Source organism: Imbroritus primus, from assembly GCF_964332355.1.
GTDB classification, from domain to species: domain Bacteria; phylum Pseudomonadota; class Gammaproteobacteria; order Burkholderiales; family Burkholderiaceae; genus Imbroritus; species Imbroritus primus.
In genome coordinates, this window is the sequence record NZ_OZ201293.1 from 2,056,119 (window position 1) to 2,079,255 (window position 23,137).

Consider the following 23,137-nt stretch of genomic DNA (forward strand, 5'->3'; position numbering starts at 1 on the left):
CGACATCAGCGCCGACATCAGCGCCAGAATCAGCGCTGCGGTCAGACGCATCACAGCTGCGGACAGGTGCGGCCCGCATGATAAAATGCCCGGCTGATTATAGCTCGCGCGCCTGACGTCCGATGTTTCGTCAATGCGTTCGCCAAAGCGCGCTGCCAGTACAACAAACGCCCCGATCCGGGGACGCCAACGAACACGACCAACACGCGCGCATCGGAGAAACTATGGCCGGTCATTCCAAATGGGCCAATATCAAGCACAAGAAAGCTGCAGCTGACGCCAAGCGCGGCAAGATCTGGACCCGCCTGATCAAGGAAATCACGGTCGCCGCACGCCTCGGCGGCGCCGATGCCGACTCCAACCCGCGCCTGCGCCTGGCCATGGACAAGGCGACTGACGCCAACATGCCCAAGGACAACATCCAGCGGGCCATCCAGCGCGGCGTCGGCGGCCTCGAAGGTGCCAACTACGAAGAAATCCGCTATGAAGGCTACGGCCTGGGCGGCGCGGCGGTGATCGTCGACTGCATGACCGACAACCGTACCCGCACCGTGGCGGAAGTGCGCCATGCCTTCTCCAAGAACGGCGGCAACATGGGCACGGAAGGCTCCGTGGCCTTCATGTTCACGCATTGCGGCCAGTTCATCTTCGCCCCCGGTACGTCCGAGGATGCGCTGATGGAAGCCGCGCTCGAGGCCGGCGCGGAAGACGTGACCACCAGCGAAGACGGTTCGATCGAAGTCACTTGCGGCCCGCATGATTTCTCCGCCGTGAAGACTGCGCTCGAAGCCGCCGGTTTCAAGGCGGAAATGGCTGAAGTCACCATGAAGCCGCAAAACGAAGTCGCCCTGACCGGTGACGATGCGGTCAAGATGCAGAAACTGCTCGACGCGCTCGAAAACCTCGACGACGTGCAGGATGTCTTCACCAATGCCCTGATCGACGAGTAAGGCTGGGCATTACGGTTACCTGGCCCCCCGGCGATCGCAGATGATCGGTATTAGCGAAAGGAACGGTCCGGCCGTTCTCCAAAGTTTCTCTTTCTGGCGCACATGATGAAAGTATTGGTAGTTGGTTCTGGCGGACGTGAACATGCCCTGGCATGGAAGCTGGCGCAGTCTCCCCGTATCCAGATGGTGTACGTGGCCCCCGGCAACGGCGGCACGGCCCTCGACAAGCGGCTGCAGAACGTGCCGATTACTGACCTCGATGTGCTCGTCGCCTTCGCCAAGCGGGAGAATGTGCACTTCACCGTGGTCGGCCCGGAGGCCCCGCTGGCCGCAGGCATCGTCGACCGCTTCCGCGCCGAAGGCCTGAAGATTTTTGGCCCCACGCAGGCTGCCGCGCAGCTCGAAAGCTCCAAGGATTTCGCCAAGGCCTTCATGCACCGCCACGGCATTCCGACCGCGGCTTACCAGACCTTCACCTCCGCGCCCGAGGCCCATGCCTACATCGATGCGCAGGGCGCACCGATCGTCATCAAGGCCGACGGCCTGGCCGCCGGCAAGGGCGTGGTCGTTGCCATGACGCTCGACGAAGCGCACCGCGCCGTCGACATGATGCTGGCCGACAACCAGTTCGGCAGCGCCGGCGCACGCGTGGTCATCGAGGAATTCCTGCAGGGCGAGGAAGCCAGCTTCATCGTCATGTGCGATGGCAAGAACGTACTCGCCCTGGCGACCAGCCAGGACCACAAGCGCCTGCTCGACGGCGATGCCGGCCCCAATACCGGCGGCATGGGTGCCTACTCGCCCGCCCCCGTGGTCACGCCCGCGCTGCATGCGCGCGTGCTGCGCGAGATCATCCTGCCGACCGTGCGCGGCATGGAAAAGGACGGCATCGTCTATACCGGCTTCCTGTACGCCGGCCTGATGATCGACGCCGACGGCAATCCCAAGACCCTCGAATTCAACTGCCGCATGGGCGATCCGGAAACGCAGCCGATCATGGCGCGCCTCAAGACCGACCTGTTCGACGTGATGGAACACGCGGTCAACGGCAGGCTCGACCAGGTCGAACTCGACTGGGACCGCCGCACGGCGCTCGGCGTGGTCATGGCCGCGCACGGCTATCCCGATGCGCCGCGCAAGGGCGATGTCATTACCGGCATTCCTGCCGAGACGGATGACAGCGTGACCTTCCACGCAGGCACGACGCTGCAGGACGGCGTGCTGAGTGCGAACGGCGGCCGAGTGCTATGCGTGGTCGGCCTGGCCGACACGGTCAAGGCGGCACAGCGCGCGGCCTACACCGCCGTGCAGCACATCCATTTCGACGGCATGCAGTACCGCAGCGATATCGGCTATCGCGCCGTGCGGCACTGACCTTCGGCCGAACGCGCAGATCACCGTGGATAACACCGTGCCAGAGAACCCCGCCAGCGTCGACACCGCAGCTGTCCGCCAGTACCTGATGGGTCTGCAGGACCGCATCGTCGCGGCTCTCGAAGCCGCCGACGGCAAGCCTTTTCTCACCGATGCGTGGGAAAAACCGGCCCACGAGCGCCTGCAGGGCAACGGCCGCAGCCGCATCCTCGAGGACGGCAACGTACTCGAACGCGGCGGCGTCGGCTTCTCGCATGTCACCGGCAACACCCTGCCGCCCTCGGCCACGGCCGCCCGCCCGGAACTCGCCGGCCGCAGCTTCGAGGCCATGGGCGTCTCGCTCGTCTTTCATCCGCGCAACCCCTACGTGCCGACCGTGCACATGAACGTGCGCTGCTTCATCGCCGTCAAGTCCGGTGCGGAACCGGTATGGTGGTTCGGCGGCGGCATGGACCTGACGCCGTACTACGGCAATGCCGACGACTGCCGGCATTTCCACCAGACCTGCAAGGACGCCCTCGCCCCGCATGGCGCCGACCTGTATCCGCGCTTCAAGACGTGGTGCGACGAGTACTTCTTCCTCAAGCACCGCAACGAAGCGCGCGGCATCGGCGGCATCTTCTTCGATGACTTCCATGCCCTCGGTTTCGATGGCAGTTTTGCCATGATGCGTTCGGTCGGCGATGCCTTCCTCGATGCCTACCTGCCGATCCTGCAGGCGCGGCGCGACACGCCCTACGGCGAACGCGAACGCGACTTCCAGGCCTACCGCCGCGGCCGCTATGTCGAATTCAACCTGGTGTTCGACCGTGGCACGCTGTTCGGCCTGCAATCCGGCGGACGGACGGAATCGATCCTCATGTCAATGCCGCCGATCGTGAAATGGCGCTATGACTGGCATCCCGAGCCCGGCTCGCCGGAAGCTGCGTTGACCACCGCTTTTCTCCCGGCGCGCGACTGGGTATGACAGCGCCCGCTGCGCCCCGGCCGCTCCGCCTCGGCATCCTGGGCGGCACCTTCGACCCGCCGCACCAGGGCCACGTCGCGCTTGCCCGGCTGTGCGTCGCGCATCTGGGGCTCGACGAACTGCTGTGGATTCCCACCGGCATGTCGTGGCAGAAAGCCGCCGACATCACGCCTGCCCGGCATCGTCTGGCCATGACCGAACTCGCGGCCGCGACCATGCAGGACGTATCCGCGCGCGTGCGGGTCAGCCGCATGGAAGTCGACCGCGACGGTCCCAGCTATACCATCGACACCGTGCGCGAACTGCGCCGGCAGGTCGGCCCCGAAACCTCCATTGCCTGGCTGATGGGCGCCGACCAGCTGCTCGGCCTGCACAGTTGGCATGGCTGGCAGGAACTGTTCAGCGCAGTCCATCTGTGCGTGGCGACCCGGCCGGGTTTCGACCTGCATGCGCTACGTCCGGAGGTCCAGCAAGAGCTCGACCGGCGCATCGCCCCGACAGCCTTGATACAATCCACCCCCTCCGGCCATATGTGGCTCGACCAGACACTGGCCGTCGACCTGTCTTCCACCGAACTGCGCCGGCGCCTGGCGCATGGTGGGGCCTATGGCGAAAGCGCCGACGATTTGCTCCCTGCCGGCGTCGCAGGCTATATTCAACAACATCGCCTGTACCGCCCGGTGCAGCACCCAACCGACTGAATCCGCCCATGGACATCCGCAAACTGCAACGCCTGATCGTCGACGCTCTTGAAGACGTCAAGGGACAGGACATCAAGGTGTACAACACCACGCACCTGACCGAACTGTTCGATCGCGTCATCATCGCCAGCGGCACGTCGAACCGCCAGACCAAGGCACTCGCCAGTTCCGTGCGCGATGCCGTGAAGAACGCGGGCGGCGACATCATCGCCGTGGAAGGCACAGAAACCGGCGAATGGGTGTTGGTGGACTGTGGCGACGCCGTGGTGCACATCCTGCAGCCGCAGCTGCGCCTGTACTACAACCTCGAGGAAATCTGGGGTGACAAGCCGGTGCGCATCAAGCTCGGCGGCACGGCCAAGGGTCTGCCGAAGGCCAGCGAAGCCGACGACGACGGCAGCGAGGAAGACAATGCCCGCAAGCCGCTGACCACGCGCCGCACGACCGCTCGCCCGGCAATGGCCCGGCTGCCGGAAGGCATGGCCGAGTTTTCCGAGCCGATGGGCCGCGAAAGCGATGCGCCCGCCAAGCCGGCCCGCAAGACCGCGCCGCGCACTGGCGCCGCAGGCAACACCCCGGCACGCAAGACGACCGCACGCAAGACCGTGGCTGGCAAGACCGCTGCCAGCAAGTCGCCGGCCCGCAAGACGACCGTGCGCGTCACGTCCGCCGCCCCGGCAGCCCGCAAGCGGACCACCCGCAGCGCCTGATCGCGCCTGACCCGCACGATGCAGTTGCTGATCGTCGCCGTCGGCCACAAGATGCCGACGTGGATCGAACAGGGTTTCGACGAGTATGCCAAGCGCATGCCGCCGGAACTGCGCATCGTGCTCAAGGAAATCCGTCCCGAGCAGCGCTCCTCCAGCCGCACCGCCGCCACGGTGATGCAGCTGGAAGCGGCGCGCATCGAAGCCGCCCTGCCGAAACAGTGCCGCATCATCGCACTCGACGAGCGCGGCAAGGACTGGTCAACTGTACAGCTGGCCGACGCATTGACCGGCTGGCAACGGGAAGGCGGCGATGTCGCGCTGCTGATCGGCGGCGCGGACGGACTCGACCCCGCGCTGAAACAACGTGCCGACATGCTGCTGCGCGTATCCAGCCTGACGCTGCCCCACGGCATGGTGCGCGTGCTGCTGGCCGAACAGCTCTACCGCGCATGGTCCATCACGCGCAACCACCCCTATCACCGCGTGTAATCACGCGCCCCGCCCGGCCATGAGCGACATGATCTACCTCGCCTCGCAAAGTCCGCGCCGCCAGGAACTGCTGCGCCAGATCGGCGTCCGTTTCGAACTGCTGCTGCCCGATGCCGACGAGGATGCGGAAGCGCTGGAGGCCGTGCTACCCGGCGAGTCCGCCGAGCAGTATGTGCAGCGTGTCTGCCGACTCAAGGCCGAAGCGGCATGCATGCGCCTGCAACGCCGCGCCCTGCCGCCCGCCCCGCTGCTCACCTCCGACACGACGGTCGCGCTCGACCATCACATCCTCGGCAAACCCGCCGACGCGGCTGACGCCATGCGTATCCTGCGGCAGCTCGCCGGACGCACACACCAAGTCCTGACCGCCGTCGCCGTGGTCGATACCGCAGGGCACATGCACGCCGCGCTCTCCATCTCGGACGTGACCTTCGCCCCGCTCGACGACGCTGCCATCGCGCGCTACGTCGCTTCCGGCGAGCCTTTCGGCAAGGCCGGCGCCTATGGCATCCAGGGCCGTGCTGCGGGATTTACCGAACGGATCGCCGGCAGCTATTCAGGTATCATGGGCTTGCCATTGTTCGAAACTACGCGTCTGCTCGGGCTTTCGGGCGTCCATTGCCAATAGGAGAGGCGATCCGCATAAAGTGACCGTTCCGGCCTGCAATGCAGGGCAACACGCCTCGCGCACATGCAGCAGGTTTTCCGGACCCCGATCGCCGTCCGTACATCATCCGTCCTCATGTCCGAAGATATCCTCGTCAATATCACGCCGCAGGAAACCCGTGTCGCCATCGTCCAGCAGGCGGCCGTGCAGGAGCTCCATGTCGAACGCACGCTGACGCGCGGACTGGTGGGTAACCTGTATCTCGGCAAGGTCGTGCGTGTCCTGCCCGGCATGCAGTCCGCCTTCATCGACATTGGCCTGGAACGCGCGGCATTTCTCCATGTCGCCGACATCTGGCAGCCGCGCGATAGCGCGCAAGGCACCCAGGCGCCGCAGGTCCCCATCGAGAAAATCCTGTTCGAAGGACAGGCGCTGACCGTGCAGGTCATCAAGGATCCCATCGGCACCAAGGGTGCCCGCCTGTCCACGCAGGTCAGCATTGCCGGACGCACGCTGGTCTACCTGCCGCAGGATCCGCATATCGGCATTTCGCAGAAGATCGAGAGCGAAGCCGGCCGCGAACATCTGCGCCAGCGCCTGCAGAACCTGATTCCTACCGACGAGCGTGGTGGCTTTATCGTGCGTACCATCGCCGAGGAAGCCAGCGACGAGGAGCTGGCCAACGACGTGGCCTACCTGCGCAAGATCTGGGGCACCATCCGCCACAACGCCACCACGCTGCCGGCACCGAGCCTGCTGTTCCAGGACCTGAACCTCGCCCAGCGCGTGCTGCGCGACTTCGTCAACGACAGCACCTCGTCCATCCAGATCGACTCGCGCGAAAACTTCCAGATGCTGGTCGAATTCGCCGTCGAGTACACCCCGGCCGTGCTGCCGCGGCTGATGCACTACACCGGCGAACGCCCCATCTTCGACCTGTACAACATCGACACCGAAATCGAACGCGCGCTGTCGCGGCGCGTGGACCTCAAGTCCGGCGGTTACCTGATGATCGACCAGACCGAGGCGATGACCACCATCGACGTCAATACCGGTGGCTACGTCGGCGCCCGCAATTTTGACGACACCATCTTCAAGACCAATCTCGAAGCCGCGCACTCCATCGCCCGGCAGCTGCGCCTGCGCAATCTCGGCGGCATCATCATCATCGATTTCATCGACATGGAGAATGCCGATCACCGCGAAGCGGTGCTCAACGAACTCAAGCGCGCCCTGCAGCGCGACCGCACGCGCATCACCGTCAACACCTTCTCGCAACTCGGCCTGGTGGAAATGACGCGCAAGCGCACGCGCGAATCGCTGGCCCACGTGCTGTGCGAACAGTGCCCGGTATGCCACGGCAAGGGCCAGGTCAAGACCCCGCGCACCGTCAGCTACGAGATCCTGCGCGAGATCATGCGCGAGTCGCGCCAGTTCAATCCGCGCGAGTTCCGCATCCTCGCCTCGCAGAGCGTCATCGACGTGCTGCTCGAAGAAGAGAGCCAGCACCTCGCCATGCTCGGCGATTTCATCGGCAAGCCGATCTCGCTGCAGGTCGAATCGACGTTCTATCAGGAACAGTACGACATCATCCTGATGTGACGTGGCATTTGCATCACCTGCTGCATCCCCCTACCACGCCGGGCGTCGCGCTTTCCGGGCCAGGTCGGCCCGCCCCAGGCGGCTCGATGTCGAGGAGATGGCCTGGCAGAGCCCGGTACGTTCCCTGTGCGCCTTGCGATTATTCGGTGTTTGTTTGATCTGATCGGTATCACCTGCCACGCAGCGTGACTAAGCTTTCCTGTGCAGTCTTCATTGATGACATTCACAGGAGGGATTCATGTCCGCCATGATGAAAGCAGCGGTATTTGTCGAGCCCGGCCGTATCGAGCTTACTGACAAGCGCATTCCAGAGGTCGGCCCCAACGATGCGCTGGTCCGCATCACGACCACGACCATCTGCGGGACGGATGTCCATATCCTGAAAGGCGAATATCCCGTCGCGAAAGGCCTGACAGTCGGGCACGAACCGGTCGGCGTGATTGAAAAACTGGGCAGCGCCGTGCAGGGGTACGCGGAGGGTCAACGCGTCATCGCCGGCGCCATCTGTCCGACATTCACCTCGTATCCCAGCCAGGATGGCGTGCCTTCGCAAGATGGCAGCTACCTGATTCCCAGCGGCCGCTGCGGCTGCCACGGTTACAAGGCCACCGCCGGCTGGCGCTTCGGCAACATGATCGATGGTACGCAGGCGGAGTATGTCCTGGTCCCCGATGCCCAGGCCAATCTCGCCCCGATTCCGGATGGCCTGACGGATGAACAGGTCCTGATGTGCCCGGACATCATGTCCACGGGCTTCAAAGGGGCGGAGAACGCCAACATCCGGATCGGCGACACGGTCGTCGTATTCGCGCAGGGACCGATCGGCCTGTGCGCCACCGCCGGGGCGCGCCTGATGGGCGCGACCACGGTCATTGCAGTGGACGGCAACGATCATCGTCTTGAGATCGCCCGAAAACTGGGAGCGGATGTCACCCTCAACTTCAAGACATGCGACGTCGTGGACGAAGTGATGAAGCTGACCGGCGGCCGCGGCGTGGATGCCTCCATCGAGGCGCTCGGTCTGCAGTCGACGTTCGAATCGGCGCTGCGCGTGCTGAAGCCCGGCGGCACGTTGTCCAGCCTGGGCGTGTATTCCAGCGATCTAACCATTCCCCTGGATGCCTTCGGGGCCGGCCTGGGCGATCACAAGATCAATACCGCCTTGTGTCCGGGCGGCAAGGAACGGATGCGCCGGCTGATGAACGTGGTGGAATCAGGCCGGATCGACTTGGGGCTGCTGGTCACGCATCATTACGCGCTCGACAACATCGTGGACGCCTATGATCTTTTCGCCAACCAGCGTGACGGCGTGCTCAAGGTCGCAATCAAGCCCAACTGAGAAATCGCATCATGCGGGAATGATGGTTTTCTGCACCAGGAGCCGGGCGGTCTCGCACACATCGACCGGCCGGCTCATGTAATACCCCTGCACTTCGTCGCAACCAGCCATCTTGAGATCAACCAGCTGGTCGCGCAGCTCCACCCCTTCGGCCACCACGCGCATGTTCAGGTTATGTGCAAGCGTGATGATGGATGTCACGATCACGCCGACATCCTTGCTATTGCGGATATCGTTGATGAACGACCGGTCGATCTTGATCGTACCAATCGGGAAGTGACGAATCTGGCTCAGGCTGGAGAACCCGCTGCCGAAATCGTCGAGGCCAATGCGTATCCCGAGTCCCTCGAGCTGGCGCAGTACATTTGCCGGCGTCCCGAATGGTTCGACCAGGCAACTCTCCGTCACCTCCACCTCGATCTCCGCCGGTGTGATGCCATGGGCCTGCAGTTGCGCCGACACGCGCGCCGGCAGGTGCTCGTCGCCGAGTTGGCGCGGTGAAACATTGAAGGCGACCGGGACGAGCGGCAAACCCTGGGCTTTCCACATGGCCTGCTGTGCGCAACAGGCCTGCATGACCCAGTTACCCAGCTCCACGATCAGCTCGGACTGTTCGGCCAGCGGAATGAAGTCGTTGGGATAGACCAGCCCATAGTCCGGATGCGCCCAGCGTACCAGCGCCTCCAGGCCGACGATACGATAGTCGGACAGCCGCACCTTGGGCTGGAAATGCAGCACCAGCTCGTTTTCCGCAATGGCGCGCGGCAGCTGGCGCTCCAGAACATAGCGGCGGTCATCGCTGGCGTTGAGCTCGGCATCATAGTAGGTAAAGCGGCCACGTCCCCGCCGCTTCGAGGCATACATGGCCGCGTCGGCATGCCGGCACAGCCGCGTCACGTCATGACCATCTCCGGGAAAAAAGGCGATACCCACACTCGGCGTCACCGCAACCTCATGTCCATCCAGATCCGCGTAGGGCTGGCTGAGATGCGTGACCAGCTTGGCAGCGATCCGCTCCATGTCCGCCGGCGCATCCAGTTCGGTGACCAGTACAGCGAATTCATCACCACCCATGCGGCCGACGATATCGGCCTTGCGCAGGCTGGCCCGCAAACGCTGCCCTACGGCATGCAGCAGCAGGTCGCCCACATGGTGGCCGAGCGTATCGTTGATCTGCTTGAAACGGTCCAGATCGAGATACATCAGCGCATAGTGCTTGCGGCTGCGGCGTGCGACTTCGAGGTGGCTGGCCGCCAGCTCATTGAACATGCGGCGATTGTGCAGCCCGGTCAGGTGATCGTCGGATGCCAGTGCCAGGGCGCGCGCCTTCTCGGCCTCCAGTTGCATGATGAGCGCATGCTTGTCGCGGTCGGCATGGCTCAGCGCATCGAACAGCAGCTTCTGGCGCCGGATGCTACGCACCACACTCCAGGTTGCGGCTATGAACATCAGGTTGAGCGCGGCCAGCGCACCCCAGATCCGGAGATTGTTGCGGGACTGCGCAAGCGCAAGATCGTGGCGATCGACAGTTGTCGCCGTCATGAGCGCTTCGAGCAGCCGGGCCTCCGACCCCATCAGGTGCAAGGCGGCAACCCAGCTCAGCGCCAACGCAACTACACCAACGCCAATGCTCGTCGCCTGCAGCATGCGCCAGTAACCTCCCGGACGGGAAGGCAAGGGAACAGCGCGGGCAGAGAACGAGGTCACGGAGCAGGCGCAGGCAAACGGAGCCTGCATTGTTGGCGGTTTCGATGACCGCGGTGTGACAATCGCGTGAAAGAGTGGAAAGCCCCGCACATTGCCTTGAAATACTTGCTTCCGCCCCAATCTGAACGAGAATACTGATTTGCGCAGATGCCCGTGCCTGCTACCCCAACACGAGGCCTGCCGGTTTGTTCGGCTGTGCTCCCCCGCACACTCATAGCCAAAACCAATTGACACGATTTTAACAATCAATTTTACCTACCTTACCCAGGCCGGTAAAATTCATTCCGTAGTCGCAACCAACCCATTAAGGAGTCCACCGATGTCGATGATCAATACCGAAGTCAAGCCGTTCAAGGCCACCGCGTTCCACAATGGCAAGTTCGTTGACGTGAGCGAAGCCGACCTGAAGGGCAAGTGGTCTGTGGTGTTCTTCTACCCGGCCGACTTCACGTTCGTGTGCCCGACCGAACTGGGCGATCTGGCCGACAACTACGACGCATTCAAGAAGCTGGGCGTGGAAATTTACGCCGTGTCGACCGACACGCACTTCACCCACAAGGCCTGGCACGACAGCTCGGAAACCATCAAGAAGATCCAGTACCCGATGATTGGCGACCCGACCGGCGTGATCTCGCGCAACTTCGACGTGATGATCGAAGAAGCCGGCCTGGCTGATCGCGGCACCTTCGTGATCGACCCGCAAGGCAAGATCCAGATCATCGAAGTCAACGCCGGTGGCGTGGGCCGTGATGCTTCCGAACTGCTGCGCAAGGTCAAGGCTGCCCAGTACGTCGCCGCCCACCCGGGCGAAGTGTGCCCGGCCAAGTGGCAAGAAGGCGAAGCCACGCTGGCTCCGTCGCTCGACCTGGTCGGCAAGATCTAAGCGGCCGCGCTGGATCGTTAGCAGTCTCTCAGCGGAAGCCTATCCGGCTTCCGTTGGACGATCGCCCGGGCGCGAACCGTCCGGGCGTTTTTGTTTCCACGAGACGCTATCAAAGTGCTGTGAAGTCGTTCTGGCCAGCCACACCGCCAGGACCATTTTGATCGCGTCTCTGATTTTTGAACAAGGATCAAGTTGCCATGTTGGATGCCAATCTTAAAACCCAGTTGAAGGCCTACCTCGAAAAGGTCACCCAACCGTTCGAGATCACCGCGTCCCTCGACGACAGCGCCAAATCGCAGGAGCTGCTCGGCCTGCTCAATGACATCGTCAGCCTGAGCGACAAGATTACCTTGCGCACCGACGGCGCGGATGCACGCCGCCCCTCGTTTGCCCTCAACCGCATCGGCGGCGACATCCACCTGCGCTTTGCCGGTATCCCCATGGGCCACGAGTTCACCTCGCTGGTGCTGGCGCTGCTGCAGGTCGGCGGCCATCCGTCGAAACTCGAAGCCGATGTCATCGAACGCATCCGTGCGCTCGACGGCGACTACAGCTTCGAAACCTATTTCTCGCTCTCGTGCCAGAACTGCCCGGACGTAGTCCAGGCGCTCAACCTCATGGCCGTGCTGAATCCGCGTATCAAGCACGTCGCCATCGACGGTGCGCTGTTCCAGACTGAGGTCGAGCAGCGCCAGGTCATGTCGGTGCCGAGCATCTACCTGAATGGCGAGCCGTTCGGCCAGGGCCGCATGGGCGTGGAAGAAATCCTCGCCAAGCTCGACACTGGCGCCGCCACGCGTGATGCTGAAAAAATGAACGCCAAGGCCCCGTACGACGTCCTCGTCGTCGGCGGCGGCCCGGCCGGCGCGGCAGCCGCGATCTACGCGGCGCGCAAGGGCATCCGCACGGGCGTGGCAGCCGAGCGCTTCGGCGGCCAGGTGCTCGACACCATGGCCATCGAAAACTTCATTTCGGTGAAGGAAACCGAAGGACCGAAGCTGGCCCGTGCGCTGGAAGAACACGTGCGCGCCTACGACGTGGACATCATGAACCTGCAGCGCGCCAGCGCCCTGGTGCCGGCCGCCAAGGAAGGGGAGCTGCATGAAGTGAAGTTCGAGAACGGCGCCTCGCTCAAGGCCAAGACCGTGATCCTCTCCACCGGCGCGCGCTGGCGCGAAATGAACGTACCGGGCGAGCAGGAATACCGTGGACGCGGCGTGGCCTATTGCCCGCACTGTGACGGCCCCCTGTTCAAGGGCAAGCGCGTCGCCGTGATCGGCGGCGGCAACTCCGGCGTGGAAGCCGCCATCGACCTCGCCGGCATCGTCTCGCACGTGACGCTGCTCGAGTTCGCCGGTGAGCTGCGTGCCGACGCCGTGCTGCAACGCAAGCTGGCGAGCCTGCCGAACGTCACTACCCACGTCATGGCCCAGACCACCGAAGTCAAGGGCGATGGCCAGAAAGTGACCGGCCTGGTCTACAAAGACCGCAACAGCGGCGAAGAACATCTCGTCGAACTGGAAGGCATCTTCGTGCAGATCGGCCTGCTGCCCAACAGCGAATGGCTCAAGGGCACGATCGAACTGACGCGCTTTGGCGAGATCATCGTCGACGCACGCGGCCAGACCAGTATTCCAGGCGTATTCGCCGCCGGCGACGTGACGACCGTGCCGTACAAGCAGATCGTCATCGCCATGGGCCAGGGGTCGACGGCCGCCCTGAGCGCGTTCGATCATTTGATCCGGACGACTTGAGTCAGGTTGACCCTACGCCCGATACCGCGGGGCATGCAGGCAATGGCCCCAACGCCGCGCCTTCGCAAGAAGGCGCGGTTTTTTTTGCGTCAGTGCAAAACGCACCGGCCATTGCCCCCTGGCATGAAGCGGAATCGGACTCCTTCGGCATGCCTGTGCAGCAAAACGCTGTCACAAATGGAAACATGCAACGTATTGCCTGCAACTGGTACTCAAGTTGTACTATTCCCGCACCGGGTTGCGGCATGCCTCATCGCGCCAGGCCCTTTTCCACCTCACCCGACATATCGCCATGATCCGCAAATCCACTATCGCTGCTGCCGTGCTTGCCGGACTGTTCGCCATTTCCATCTACGCCGCCCCACACTGGACCGTCCGCCAAATGGTCGCCGCCGCCGAGGGGCGCGACACCGAGAAATTCTCGCAATACGTCGACTACCCCGCGTTGCGGGAAAGCCTGAAGGCGCAGTTCGCGATGTCGATGGACCAGCAGATGGGGGGCGGCGACAACCCGTTCGCGGCGATCGGCAAGATGATCGGCCGCGCGGTCGCTGATCCGATGATCGAGGCCTCGGTTACACCGGCTGGTGCAATGGCGATGGTGGTGGAAACGCCACCGGATGCCGCAGCCTCGGCGCCGGCTGCCGGCAAGGCATCCCGCCCGGACTACAAGGTGGCGTACCGGAGCTGGGATAGCGTGGATGCGAGCACCATGCGGGCGAATGGCGAGCCGTTCGTGATGCGGCTGCGCCGGACCGGGCTATGGTCGTGGCGGTGGGTTGGGGTCGCGCAAGCGCCTGCGCGCTGAGCCGTATCCGCGTCGGGCTACGCTGCACGCGGCAACCCGGCGTCACTCGGGATCCGCTCGATACGAACCGCCACCACTGCGCCGGGAACAACCCACCCCTGCATCAACGGCGTGCCCTCAAAGGCGGCTTGAGGTATGCGGCAGCAGCTTACTGCGCTGTCGCAAACTGAATCCGATGCAAGCCCGCATACAGCCCGCCCTGTGCCAGCAGCGCGGCATGCGTGCCCTGCTCGACGATGCGACCCTGTTCGAGCACGACGATGCGCGTGGCGTTTTCGATGGTCGACAGGCGGTGGGCGATGACGAGCGTGGTGCGGTTCTGCATGAGCCGTTCGAGCGCGGCCTGCACCTGGCGTTCCGATTCGGAGTCGAGGGCCGAGGTCGCTTCGTCGAGGATCAGGATCGGTGCGTCCTTGTAGATGGCACGTGCAATCGCCAGACGCTGGCGCTGGCCACCCGAGAGGCGCATGCCGTTGTCGCCGATGTTGGTCAGGGCACCTTCGGGCAGGCCGGCGACCGTGTCGCTGAGGTTCGCGGCGGCGAGCGCCCGCTCGACCCGTGCCATGTCGATGTCGTCTTCCGACGACGCACCATAGGCAACGTTGGCGGCGACCGTATCGTTGAACAGCACCACGTCCTGGCTGACAAAAGCGATCTGGCGGCGCAGGTCGGCCAGCGACAATTCGTCCAGCGGCACGCCATCGAGCAGGATACGGCCCTGCGTAGGGTCGAAGAAGCGCGGCAGCAGATTCACCAGCGTGGTCTTGCCACTGCCCGACGGGCCGACCAGCGCAATCACCTCGCCCGCGCCGACATGCAGGTTGATGTTCTGCAGCGCGGCCTTGCTTTCGGTGACCTTGCCTTCTGCCGCATAGCCGAAGCCGACTTTCTCGAACTCGATCACGCCGGTCGCGCGGTCCAGCGGCTTGCCGCCGGTCTGTGCCTCGATCGGTTCGTCGATCAGGCGGAAGATCATTTCCGCGGCGGTGAGGCCCCGCTGCAGCGGCTGGTTGATGTCGGTCAGGTGCTTGAGCGGCGAGACCAGCAGCAACATGGCCATGACAAAGCCGGTGAAGCTGCCGATGGTGGTGCCGCTGGTCTGCGACTGGATCACGGCGATGGTCAGGATCACCGACAGCGCAATCGCCGCCAGGATTTGCGTGATCGGCTGATTAAGCCCGGCGGCAACCGCCATGCGCATCGAATAGCCGCGCAGGCGCTCGGCCATGCGGCGGAAACGCTGCATCTCGTAGGCTTCGCCACCATGCAGCTTGACCACCTTGAAGCCGCCGGCAGCCTCTTCCACCACATAGGCCGCTTCGTTGGTCAGCTTCTGGTGGTCGCGGTTCAGGCTGCGCAGGCGGCGGTTGATACGCGATACGAGAAAGCCGATCACCGGCAGCACCACGGCCACGATCAGCGTCAGTTGCCAGTTGGTCCAGAACAGGAACGCCAGCAGCGCCAGCACCGTGAGCGAATCGCGCACCAAGGTAATGAACACGCTGGTGAGGATCTGCAGCACCTGGTTGACCTCGAAGATCACCGCATTGATCAGCGTGGCAGCGTTGTTGCGATGATAGAACGCGGCCGGGGCGTGCAGCATGCGCTCGAACATTTCCAGCCGCAGGCGCAGCAGCACGCGGTTCGACAGCAAGTTGAGCAGGTAGTTGGAGCTGAACTGCGCCACGCCGCGGATCACGGCGATGCCGATCAGCAGCGCCGGCACATGCCACAGACGCCCCACGTACTGGCCGCCAAACCCCTTGTCGAGCAGGTCGGTCACGATCTTCGGAATCGCGGCCTCGCTGAGCGCCACCACGGCCATCGCCAGGATCGCCCCGATGAAGATGCCGCGCTGCGGCCACAGGTAGGTGCCCAGACGCTTGCCGAGTTTCTGTTCCGGCTCGGGCTTCGCTGCGGGACGCGCCGTGGCGTCCGGGGAAGAATTTGCTTGTATACTCACTGACGTCCTTGGAAGACGATGCGCACAGGCTGTGCGCCGCAGTCGGCATTTTAGCTGCATTCCGGCGAAGGTCCGCGCAATACGCCGGCGTCCTGCCGGCCGTGACCCGCTACTGCCGCACCCGGCCACAACGCGAACGCCAAGCCGATTTTCCAACCCGCATTGCCGAGCCTTCGAGCCTCCAAACCCTGTGACCGCCGCCACGCCTTCGCTGATCTCCATCGTCATTCCGACCTACAACCGCCCGGTGGCGCTGGATCGCGTCCTGGCGGCCTGTGCGGAACAGACCGACCGCCGCTTCGAGATCGTGATCGCCGACGACGGCTCGACCGCCGAGACCAGCGCATTGATCGATGACTGGCGTAGCCGCTGCCCGGTACCGCTCGCGCACATCTGGCAACCTGACGACGGCTTTCGCGCCGCGCAGGCGCGCAACAAGGCAACGGCGGAGGCAAGCGGCGACTACGTGGTCTTTCTCGATGGCGACTGCGTCCCGCAGCGCAATTTCGTGGCCCGTCACCGTGCCCTCGCCCGGCCTGGCTGCATCGTCACCGGCAGCCGCATCCTGCTCGATGAATCGCTCACCCGGCAGGTCGAAGCCGAACGCCGCGACATTCACCGCGAGCCGTTCGGTTTCTGGCTGCGCCAGCAGCTTGGCGGGCATGTCAACAAATGCCTGCCGCTGCTCGGCCTGCCGGCCGGCCTGCCCGGACGGTACATGACGCGCTTCACCTGGAAGAGCATCAAGTCATGCAACCTCGCGGTGTGGAAAAGCGATCTGGAACGCGTGGACGGCTTCGACAATACCTTCACTGGCTGGGGTCATGAGGATGCCGATCTGGTGGCGCGCCTGCACAACGCCGGCGTGGCGCGCGTGCGCGGCTTCTTCGCCACCGAGGTGTTTCACCTGTGGCACCGCGAAAACCCGCGCGGGCGCGAAAGTATCAATCACGCGCGCGTGGTGGCACGGCTGGCATCCGGGCAGATCCGTGCGGACGCCGGCATCGAGGCATGCCGGAGCGATCCCGACACTGTGGTACGCCGCTAGGCGGCGCTCCACCAATCTCAGCCGGCATCAACCGTACAGCGTCTCCACCGCATCGCCCGACAGCGCCGAACGTAGCGCCAGCAAGGCATCGTCGCTTGGCAGGATGCGCCACGCGTCGCCCAGCACGGTTTCACAGCGCGCCTGGCCGTTGCTGTATTCGATATGGATTGGCAGGCCGGTGGGTCCATCATCGCTGCGCGGCGCGACATGCGGCTTCAGCAGTTCGCGCAAGGCCTTGGGGTCGGAGTTGCCGTTCATGCGTAACGCCACCCCGCGTGCGAAACGGCTGCGAGCCAGCGTCAGGTCCATGATCGACTCCACCGTGAAACGCACGCCACCGGTAAAGCTGTCGAAGCGTGCATTGCCCTGGGCAATCAGCAGTTCATCTTCGCGCAGCATGGCGCGGTGCGCTTCATACAGTTCATTGAAGACCGTCATCTCGATCTGCGCCGTGCCGTCATCGAGCAGCACGATCAGCATCTTGCCGCGTTGCGTCATCTGCGTACGCACCCCGGTGATCACGCCGGCCACGAGCTTGTTGCGCACATCGCGGCTGCCGTAGCCCCCGCCTCCCCCACCCTGGCTGGTCACTTCCTTGGTGAGCGCGGCCAGCGTGGTGCGGACAAAGCGGCGCACTTCGCTGCTGTAGGCGTCGAACAGGTGACCGGAGAAATAGAAGCCGAGCGCCTGCTTTTCTTCCTGCAGCATGCGCTTGGGCGACCACGCCGGCTCGTCAACCAGTTCCGGCCGATGGCCGGAAGCCTCGGCATCGCCCATCAGGTCGAATAGCGAAACCTGGTTGGCCGATTCCGCCTTCTGGTCGGCAGCTTCCATGGCACGCGGCACCGAGGCCAGCAGCTGCGCACGGTTGGGATGCAACGTATCGAACGCGCCAGCACGGATCAGGGCCTCCACCGTGCGTCGATTGACCACGCGCCGGTCGATGCGCTCGCAGAAATCGAACAGGTCGGTGAACGGCCGCTCGGCGCGCGCGCGCAGGATTTCCTCGATGGCGCCCTGGCCCGAGCCCTTGACCGCGCCCAGGCCGTAGCGGATGGTCCGCTCGTCGGCCGGGGCAAAGCGGTAGTCGCTCTGGTTGATGTCGGGCGGCAGCATCGCCAGCTTGTTCTCGGCCGACACGCTGTCCTCGTAGAGGATCTTGACCTTGTCGGTATCGTCCATGGCGAGCGACAAGTTGGCCGCCATGAATGCGGCAGGATGGTGCGCCTTGAGGTACGCCGTGTAGTACGCCAGCAGCGCATAGGCAGCCGCGTGCGACTTGTTGAAGCCGTAACCGGCGAACTTCTCCATCAGGTCGAAGATCTCATCGGCCTTCTCCGCGCTCAGGCCATTCTTGGCCGCACCGGCGCGGAACAGTTCGCGATGCTGCGCCATCTCTTCCGGCTTCTTTTTGCCCATGGCGCGGCGCAGCAGGTCGGCGCCGCCCAGCGAGTAGCCGCCGATGATCTGCGCCATCTGCATCACCTGCTCCTGGTAGACCATGATGCCGTAGGTCTCTTTCAGGATCGGCTCGACGCGCGGATCGGGGTATTCCACTTGTTCGCGGCCATGCTTGCGCGCGCAGAAACTCGGGATCAGGTCCATCGGGCCGGGACGGTACAGCGCCACCAGCGCGATGATGTCCTCGAAGCGGTCGGGCAACGCGTCTTTCAGCATGCCCTGCATGCCGCGGCTTTCCAGCTGGAACACGGCCACTGTATTGGCGCTCTTGAGGATCGAGAAGGCTGCGGGATCGTCTAGCGGGATCTGGCTGCAATTCCAGCCTTCCTTCGATGGATCAAGCTGCCGGATGTAGCGCTCGGCCCAGTCGAGGATGGTCAGCGTGGTCAGGCCCAAGAAGTCGAACTTCACCAGGCCGACGGCCTCCACGTCATCCTTGTCGTACTGGCTCACCACGCCGCTGGAGCCATCGTTCTGCCCGCCCTGCGTGTAAAGCGGGCAGAAGTCGGTGAGCTTGCCGGGGGCGATCAGCACGCCGCCCGCATGCATGCCCACGTTGCGGGTCATGCCCTCCACGCGCTGTGCCAGTTCGAGCAGCTGGCGCACCTCGTCTTCATTCTTTTCGCGCTCGGCCAGTAGCGGCTCTTCCTTCTTGGCCTCTTCCAGCGTCACCAGCTTGCCTGGTTTGAACGGAATGAGCTTGGCCACACCGTCGACAAAGCCATACCCAAGATCGAGCACGCGTCCCACGTCGCGCACCGCGGCCTTGGCGGCCATGGTGCCGAAGGTGGCAATCTGCGAGACGGCATCGGTGCCGTACTTTTCCTTCACATACTGGATCACGCGATCGCGCCCGGCCTGGCAAAAGTCGATGTCGAAGTCGGGCATCGAAACGCGGTCCGGATTCAGGAAGCGCTCGAACAGCAGGTTGTACTTGAGCGGATCGAGGTCCGTGATGCCGAGCGCATAGGCCACCAGCGACCCAGCGCCCGAGCCCCGGCCCGGCCCCACCGGCACGCCGTTGTTCTTGGCCCAGTTGATAAAGTCCGCCACGATCAGGAAGTAGCCAGGAAAACCCATCTTGATGATGGTCCCGGTCTCGAATTCCAGCCGTGCATAGTATTCGGGCCGCTTCTGCTCGCGCACCGCCTCGTCCGGGAATAGCACCGCCATACGCTTTTCCAGGCCTTCCTTGGCCATCAGCACCAGGTAGTCGTCGAGCGACAGGCCATCGGGCGTCGGGAACAGCGGCAGCTTGGGCTTGCCCAGTTCCAGCGTGAGATTGCAGCGGCGCGCGATCTCCACGGCGTTTTCCAGCGCCGAGGGCAGATCGGCGAACAGCGCCACCATCTCATCCTGTGTCTTGAAGTACTGGTCCGTGGTGAAGCGCCGCACGCGGCGCGGATTGGCCAGCAACTCGCCTTCGGAGATGCACACGCGCGCCTCGTGCGCTGTGTAGTCATCCGGCGTCATGAACTGGATCGGATGCGTGGCGACTACCGGCAATCGCAGCGAGGCCGCCAGCTGCACGGCCTGCTGAATGTAGGCCTCGGTCCCGGCGTGCCCGGCACGCTGCAATTCAATGTAGTAGCGATCGGGGAACACGCGCGCCCAGTGGCGCGCCAGCCGCTCGGCGCCGGCCGGGTTGCCATTGGCGAGCGCCATGCCGACATCGCCGAGCAGCGCGCCCGACAGGGCGATCAGTTCATGCGACAGCGGATTGCCGTCGCTGCCCGGTTCCTCGAACCACTGTGGCATCACTTCGGCGCGGCCGCGATACTGGTTGTTCAGCCAGGCGCGCGCCAGCAGGTCGCACAGGTTCAGGTAACCCTGCTTGCCCTGCACCAGCAGCAGCATCCGGCCAGTCTTGTCGCGATCTTCAGAATTGGTCAGCCAGACTTCCGCACCGACGAGCGGTTTGACACCTTTGCCGCGCGCTTCCTTGTAGAAACGCACAAGGCCGAAGGCATTGGCAAGGTCGGTCAAGGCCAGCGCTCCCATGCCATCGGCCGCGGCTGCGGCAATGGCATCATCGAGGCGGACGATGCCGTCGACGATGGAATATTCGGAGTGCAGGCGGAGGTGTACGAAGCGCGGCTGGGTCATGCCGCTATTGTACCGGGTAGCGTACCCGGATTCTCCCCCGGAACGCATCCCGGCGGATCCCGGCCGCGCAGCCGGAGAAAAGCCGGCCAGGCATCACGCCCGGCGCGGCCCGGTGCGTCAGATCTTGGTCACGAACGAGCGCGCGTGATACAGCGCGCACAGGCTCAATGCGGTGATGACAACGATGGCGATGACATCGGCGCCAGGGTAACCCCAGAAATCGGACATGGCAGTCTCCCGTAGAAGAACAAATGAAGGTCAGAGCAGGCCAGTATCGGCCATGCGGCGGCGGCCGAAATCGCTGACCCGGAAGCGGAAGTGCATCTTGTCGTCCGCGGCATCGAATTTCTCCTCGATGCTGGTGAGCAAGCCGCCCGAGTACAAGTCGGTGAGCGTCACGCGCACCGTGCCGACCCAGTACGGGCCGACCTTGTCATACGCACGGCACACCGCCTCGGCGATTTCGCTGTCCCACATGCCATCGGTCCGGGCGATCTGCTGCAGGATGAACCCCTTGATATGCATCTTGGCCATGGTTGTCTCCTTGTTCGTCGGGTTCAGAGGGCACGTACCACTTCCAGCACATCGCTGCGCTCGGTGTACATGAGAAAAGCGCCGGATACCACCAGCGCCAGGCCCACCACGAAATTCCAGGCTGGGAACTGCAGCGTAAAGGCCGACAGGAACACCACGGCGAACGCACCATACAGCGCCGCGATGGCCTGGCCGCGGCCCACGCCGATCAGCGGGAACGACTTGTACCAGGACACATAGCAGAAACCGAAGCTGATACCGGCCAGCGTGAGCCACGTCAGCGCCTTCAGGTTGAAGGTGTCGAGCACCATGTGCACCACGTCGATGTCGCCGAAGAGCGCCAGCGCCGGTACTACGAGGCAGGTCCAGTAGATGGTCTCGGCGGTGAAACGCACGGTGATGCCGCAATCGGGATCGGTCACATCCAGCGCACGGCCGGCGAGCGCGCCCTCCACGCCCCAACCCAGCGCCGCCATGGCGCCACCCAGATAGCCGAGCCAGGCACTCTTGGCGCCCGAGGCGGCCGACAGCTCGCCGAGAATGCCTGGTGCGTAGATGGCAATGCCGCCGCTGACGATCACCAGGATGCCAAGCGCGGCGCGCATGGTGATTTTTTCGTTGTACCAGACGCGGGCAATGGACGCGCCGACGATCGGGTACAACAACCCGGCAATCGCGGCAAACACCGCGCCGACGTAGCCCATGGCCAGGAACGAGCCGAAGATCGCCATCGGGCCGCCAAAGATGGCCGCAGCGAAGTACCATTTGGAAATGCGGCGCACCCGCGAGAAGGTCCGCCCGAAGTCCGCCAGCTTGCCCAGCACCAGCAGCCAGACAAAGAGGAAGAACAGCACCGCCATTGCGTTGAACGTGGTGATCACGGCCGCCGCGGTCAGGAACTGGCGCGGATTGGCCATGTCCATCGTCGCGAACGGCGCCTCTTTCCACACCGCTGCACCCGGCACATACCACGCGCCCCACAACACGGCGCACCAGAGCGCCCAGATAAAGCCCCAGCGGATACTGCGGGCCCGGAACATCGCCTTCCCTTGCTGATTGTTCGTCATGAATCCTCCTGTGGTCGGCGGCGGTGTGCCGCCTGTCTCCTGTCGTTGTCCTGTCCGTGCACGGAGGTGTGCGGACAAGTGGAGACGATTATTGGAGGACTTCGGAGGCCGGACAATAATCCAGAATGGACATACCTACAAAGTGGTAGTCGGTTGCATGTTTTACCGGCAAAAGCGGTAGGCTGCCACCAATGAAAAAGCCACCGCGCCTGCACGTTGCAGACGGGGTGGCCAACATTCCACGCGAGACGTTACGGGCGGCAGGCTTGCCGGCAAGACTGGTCAGTGGCGGGACTTGTCTCGCTCATGACGCCAGACGACCGCTTCCAGCCGGGAATGCAGGTTCAGCTTGTGCAGCACATGCTTCACATGCACCTTGACCGTACCGACGCTGATGCCGAGCTGCCGCGCAATGGTCTTGTTGCACATGCCTTCGCCCAGGAAGTCGAGCACCTCGGCCTCGCGCGCCGTCAGGTCGGCCTGCGCGGCGGGCATGCGCTGGTTGGTGGCAAGCGCATTGATGAGGCTGCCGGTCACCGACTCGCTCAGCACCGAGGCGCCATTGGCAGCCTTCTTCAGGTGCTCGCAGAGATCTTCGGGCTCCATGTCCTTCAGCAGGTAGCCATGCGCCCCGGCGCGCAGCGCCATCATCACGTCGCGCTCGTTGTCGGAGACGGTCAGCATGATGTAGCGGGCATCGACCTGGCGTTCGCGCAGCAGGCCGAGCGTCTCGATCCCGCTCATGCCCGGCATGTTGAGATCGACCAGGATCACGTCCGGATGCAGTTCCTCGGCCAGCTCCACACCCTCCTGGCCGGAAGCCGCCTCACCCACCACACGAAAACTGTCGTCCATCGCGATCAGCTGCGCCAGTCCCTTGCGGAACAGTGCGTGGTCATCGATGAGCAGCACGGTATTGCACGTCGCCATTGCTGTCTGTCTCCATCTCGTTATCGTCGAACGCCGGCCATCATGGCGGGCCGGCGGTTCTGCCGTTGCCGCGACCAGCAGCGGTAGCGGCAACGCCTTTGCAGGAATTTCCAAACAACTGCTCTTTCGCTCCACAT

General features: G+C 63.9%; 19 protein-coding genes. 13 read left to right on the top strand and 6 right to left on the bottom strand.

The features are described 5' to 3' along the window. The first annotated feature begins 224 nt into the window (after nucleotides 1-224). The 9 genes from ACQ3C8_RS09420 to ACQ3C8_RS09460 all read left to right on the top strand — a co-directional run bounded on the left by ACQ3C8_RS09420 (nucleotide 225) and on the right by ACQ3C8_RS09460 (nucleotide 8,739). Entirely contained in the window at nucleotides 225-950 is a 726-nt protein-coding gene (locus ACQ3C8_RS09420) for a YebC/PmpR family DNA-binding transcriptional regulator (protein WP_009521655.1), read from the top strand. A gap of 105 nt (nucleotides 951-1,055) precedes the next feature. Further along, entirely contained in the window at nucleotides 1,056-2,324 is a 1,269-nt protein-coding gene (gene purD, locus ACQ3C8_RS09425; RefSeq protein ID WP_428851395.1) for a phosphoribosylamine--glycine ligase, read from the top strand. Nucleotides 2,325-2,412: 88 nt separating this feature from the next. Continuing rightward, entirely contained in the window at nucleotides 2,413-3,291 is an 879-nt protein-coding gene (gene hemF, locus ACQ3C8_RS09430) for an oxygen-dependent coproporphyrinogen oxidase (protein ID WP_428853058.1), read from the top strand. Then, entirely contained in the window at nucleotides 3,288-3,992 is a 705-nt protein-coding gene (locus tag ACQ3C8_RS09435; protein ID WP_428851396.1) for a nicotinate-nucleotide adenylyltransferase, read from the top strand. Before hemF ends, ACQ3C8_RS09435 begins: the two co-directional genes overlap by 4 nt. An 8-nt stretch (nucleotides 3,993-4,000) precedes the next feature. After that, entirely contained in the window at nucleotides 4,001-4,702 is a 702-nt protein-coding gene (gene rsfS, locus ACQ3C8_RS09440; RefSeq protein WP_009521651.1) for a ribosome silencing factor, read from the top strand. 18 nt (nucleotides 4,703-4,720) lie between these two features. Then, complete coding sequence (gene rlmH / locus ACQ3C8_RS09445) at nucleotides 4,721-5,191, top strand: 23S rRNA (pseudouridine(1915)-N(3))-methyltransferase RlmH (RefSeq protein ID WP_428851397.1); 471 nt, start codon at nucleotides 4,721-4,723, stop codon at nucleotides 5,189-5,191. A 19-nt stretch (nucleotides 5,192-5,210) separates the two neighbouring features. Further along, complete coding sequence (locus tag ACQ3C8_RS09450) at nucleotides 5,211-5,819, top strand: Maf family protein (protein ID WP_428851398.1); 609 nt, start codon at nucleotides 5,211-5,213, stop codon at nucleotides 5,817-5,819. Nucleotides 5,820-5,933: 114 nt separating this feature from the next. After that, nucleotides 5,934-7,400 carry a ribonuclease G gene (gene rng, locus ACQ3C8_RS09455; RefSeq protein ID WP_009521648.1) on the top strand — a complete coding sequence of 489 codons (1,467 nt, stop codon included), beginning with the start codon at nucleotides 5,934-5,936 and terminating at the stop codon, nucleotides 7,398-7,400. A 238-nt stretch (nucleotides 7,401-7,638) separates the two neighbouring features. Continuing rightward, entirely contained in the window at nucleotides 7,639-8,739 is a 1,101-nt protein-coding gene (locus ACQ3C8_RS09460) for an NAD(P)-dependent alcohol dehydrogenase (RefSeq protein WP_428851399.1), read from the top strand. A 9-nt stretch (nucleotides 8,740-8,748) separates the two neighbouring features. Here the strand turns inward: ACQ3C8_RS09460 and ACQ3C8_RS09465 are convergent, their stop codons facing one another. Continuing rightward, the gene (locus ACQ3C8_RS09465; protein ID WP_428851400.1) at nucleotides 8,749-10,386 is read right to left on the bottom strand and encodes a putative bifunctional diguanylate cyclase/phosphodiesterase; all 1,638 of its coding nucleotides are present in this window, start codon (nucleotides 10,384-10,386) and stop codon (nucleotides 8,749-8,751) included. Between the two features lie 379 nt (nucleotides 10,387-10,765). Between ACQ3C8_RS09465 and ahpC the strand changes: the two genes are divergently transcribed. From ahpC to ACQ3C8_RS09480, 3 genes are all read left to right on the top strand, one after another. After that, nucleotides 10,766-11,329, top strand: a complete 564-nt coding sequence (gene ahpC, locus ACQ3C8_RS09470) for an alkyl hydroperoxide reductase subunit C (RefSeq protein ID WP_009521645.1) — start codon at nucleotides 10,766-10,768, stop codon at nucleotides 11,327-11,329. A 197-nt stretch (nucleotides 11,330-11,526) separates the two neighbouring features. Further along, entirely contained in the window at nucleotides 11,527-13,083 is a 1,557-nt protein-coding gene (ahpF, locus tag ACQ3C8_RS09475; RefSeq protein ID WP_428851401.1) for an alkyl hydroperoxide reductase subunit F, read from the top strand. 292 nt (nucleotides 13,084-13,375) lie between these two features. Beyond that, the gene (locus tag ACQ3C8_RS09480) at nucleotides 13,376-13,891 is read left to right on the top strand and encodes a DUF2939 domain-containing protein (protein ID WP_009521643.1); all 516 of its coding nucleotides are present in this window, start codon (nucleotides 13,376-13,378) and stop codon (nucleotides 13,889-13,891) included. Between the two features lie 148 nt (nucleotides 13,892-14,039). Here ACQ3C8_RS09480 and msbA read toward each other — a convergent pair whose 3' ends face one another. Continuing rightward, a complete protein-coding gene (gene msbA, locus ACQ3C8_RS09485; protein WP_428851402.1) occupies nucleotides 14,040-15,854 on the bottom strand; it encodes a lipid A export permease/ATP-binding protein MsbA in 1,815 nt (604 codons plus the stop codon). Nucleotides 15,855-16,044: 190 nt separating this feature from the next. Here msbA and ACQ3C8_RS09490 point away from each other — a divergent pair, with 190 nt between their 5' ends. Beyond that, a complete protein-coding gene (locus ACQ3C8_RS09490) occupies nucleotides 16,045-16,902 on the top strand; it encodes a glycosyltransferase family 2 protein (RefSeq protein ID WP_428851403.1) in 858 nt (285 codons plus the stop codon). A 27-nt stretch (nucleotides 16,903-16,929) separates the two neighbouring features. Here ACQ3C8_RS09490 and dnaE read toward each other — a convergent pair whose 3' ends face one another. The 4 genes from dnaE to narL form a co-directional block, all read right to left on the bottom strand. Then, complete coding sequence (dnaE, locus tag ACQ3C8_RS09495; protein ID WP_428851404.1) at nucleotides 16,930-20,469, bottom strand: DNA polymerase III subunit alpha; 3,540 nt, start codon at nucleotides 20,467-20,469, stop codon at nucleotides 16,930-16,932. Nucleotides 20,470-20,727: 258 nt separating this feature from the next. Continuing rightward, a complete protein-coding gene (locus ACQ3C8_RS09500; RefSeq protein ID WP_009521638.1) occupies nucleotides 20,728-21,003 on the bottom strand; it encodes a hypothetical protein in 276 nt (91 codons plus the stop codon). A gap of 23 nt (nucleotides 21,004-21,026) precedes the next feature. Further along, nucleotides 21,027-22,070, bottom strand: coding sequence for a DMT family transporter (locus ACQ3C8_RS09505; protein ID WP_009521637.1), 1,044 nt, complete (start codon nucleotides 22,068-22,070; stop codon nucleotides 21,027-21,029). Nucleotides 22,071-22,352: 282 nt separating this feature from the next. After that, the gene (gene narL / locus ACQ3C8_RS09510) at nucleotides 22,353-23,000 is read right to left on the bottom strand and encodes a two-component system response regulator NarL (protein WP_009521636.1); all 648 of its coding nucleotides are present in this window, start codon (nucleotides 22,998-23,000) and stop codon (nucleotides 22,353-22,355) included. Nucleotides 23,001-23,137 lie beyond the last annotated feature (137 nt).

What these genes read in the sequence shown, in the direction of transcription:
- ACQ3C8_RS09420 (WP_009521655.1), top strand. Translation starts at nt 225, where the DNA reads ATGGCCGGTCATTCCAAATGGGCCAATATCAAGCACAAGAAAGCTGCA.
- purD (WP_428851395.1), top strand. Translation starts at nt 1,056, where the DNA reads ATGAAAGTATTGGTAGTTGGTTCTGGCGGACGTGAACATGCCCTGGCA.
- hemF (WP_428853058.1), top strand. Translation starts at nt 2,413, where the DNA reads ATGGGTCTGCAGGACCGCATCGTCGCGGCTCTCGAAGCCGCCGACGGC.
- ACQ3C8_RS09435 (WP_428851396.1), top strand. Translation starts at nt 3,288, where the DNA reads ATGACAGCGCCCGCTGCGCCCCGGCCGCTCCGCCTCGGCATCCTGGGC.
- rsfS (WP_009521651.1), top strand. Translation starts at nt 4,001, where the DNA reads ATGGACATCCGCAAACTGCAACGCCTGATCGTCGACGCTCTTGAAGAC.
- rlmH (WP_428851397.1), top strand. Translation starts at nt 4,721, where the DNA reads ATGCAGTTGCTGATCGTCGCCGTCGGCCACAAGATGCCGACGTGGATC.
- ACQ3C8_RS09450 (WP_428851398.1), top strand. Translation starts at nt 5,211, where the DNA reads ATGAGCGACATGATCTACCTCGCCTCGCAAAGTCCGCGCCGCCAGGAA.
- rng (WP_009521648.1), top strand. Translation starts at nt 5,934, where the DNA reads ATGTCCGAAGATATCCTCGTCAATATCACGCCGCAGGAAACCCGTGTC.
- ACQ3C8_RS09460 (WP_428851399.1), top strand. Translation starts at nt 7,639, where the DNA reads ATGTCCGCCATGATGAAAGCAGCGGTATTTGTCGAGCCCGGCCGTATC.
- ACQ3C8_RS09465 (WP_428851400.1), bottom strand. Translation starts at nt 10,386, where the DNA reads ATGCTGCAGGCGACGAGCATTGGCGTTGGTGTAGTTGCGTTGGCGCTG.
- ahpC (WP_009521645.1), top strand. Translation starts at nt 10,766, where the DNA reads ATGTCGATGATCAATACCGAAGTCAAGCCGTTCAAGGCCACCGCGTTC.
- ahpF (WP_428851401.1), top strand. Translation starts at nt 11,527, where the DNA reads ATGTTGGATGCCAATCTTAAAACCCAGTTGAAGGCCTACCTCGAAAAG.
- ACQ3C8_RS09480 (WP_009521643.1), top strand. Translation starts at nt 13,376, where the DNA reads ATGATCCGCAAATCCACTATCGCTGCTGCCGTGCTTGCCGGACTGTTC.
- dnaE (WP_428851404.1), bottom strand. Translation starts at nt 20,469, where the DNA reads ATGACCCAGCCGCGCTTCGTACACCTCCGCCTGCACTCCGAATATTCC.
- ACQ3C8_RS09500 (WP_009521638.1), bottom strand. Translation starts at nt 21,003, where the DNA reads ATGGCCAAGATGCATATCAAGGGGTTCATCCTGCAGCAGATCGCCCGG.
- ACQ3C8_RS09505 (WP_009521637.1), bottom strand. Translation starts at nt 22,070, where the DNA reads ATGACGAACAATCAGCAAGGGAAGGCGATGTTCCGGGCCCGCAGTATC.
- narL (WP_009521636.1), bottom strand. Translation starts at nt 23,000, where the DNA reads ATGGCGACGTGCAATACCGTGCTGCTCATCGATGACCACGCACTGTTC.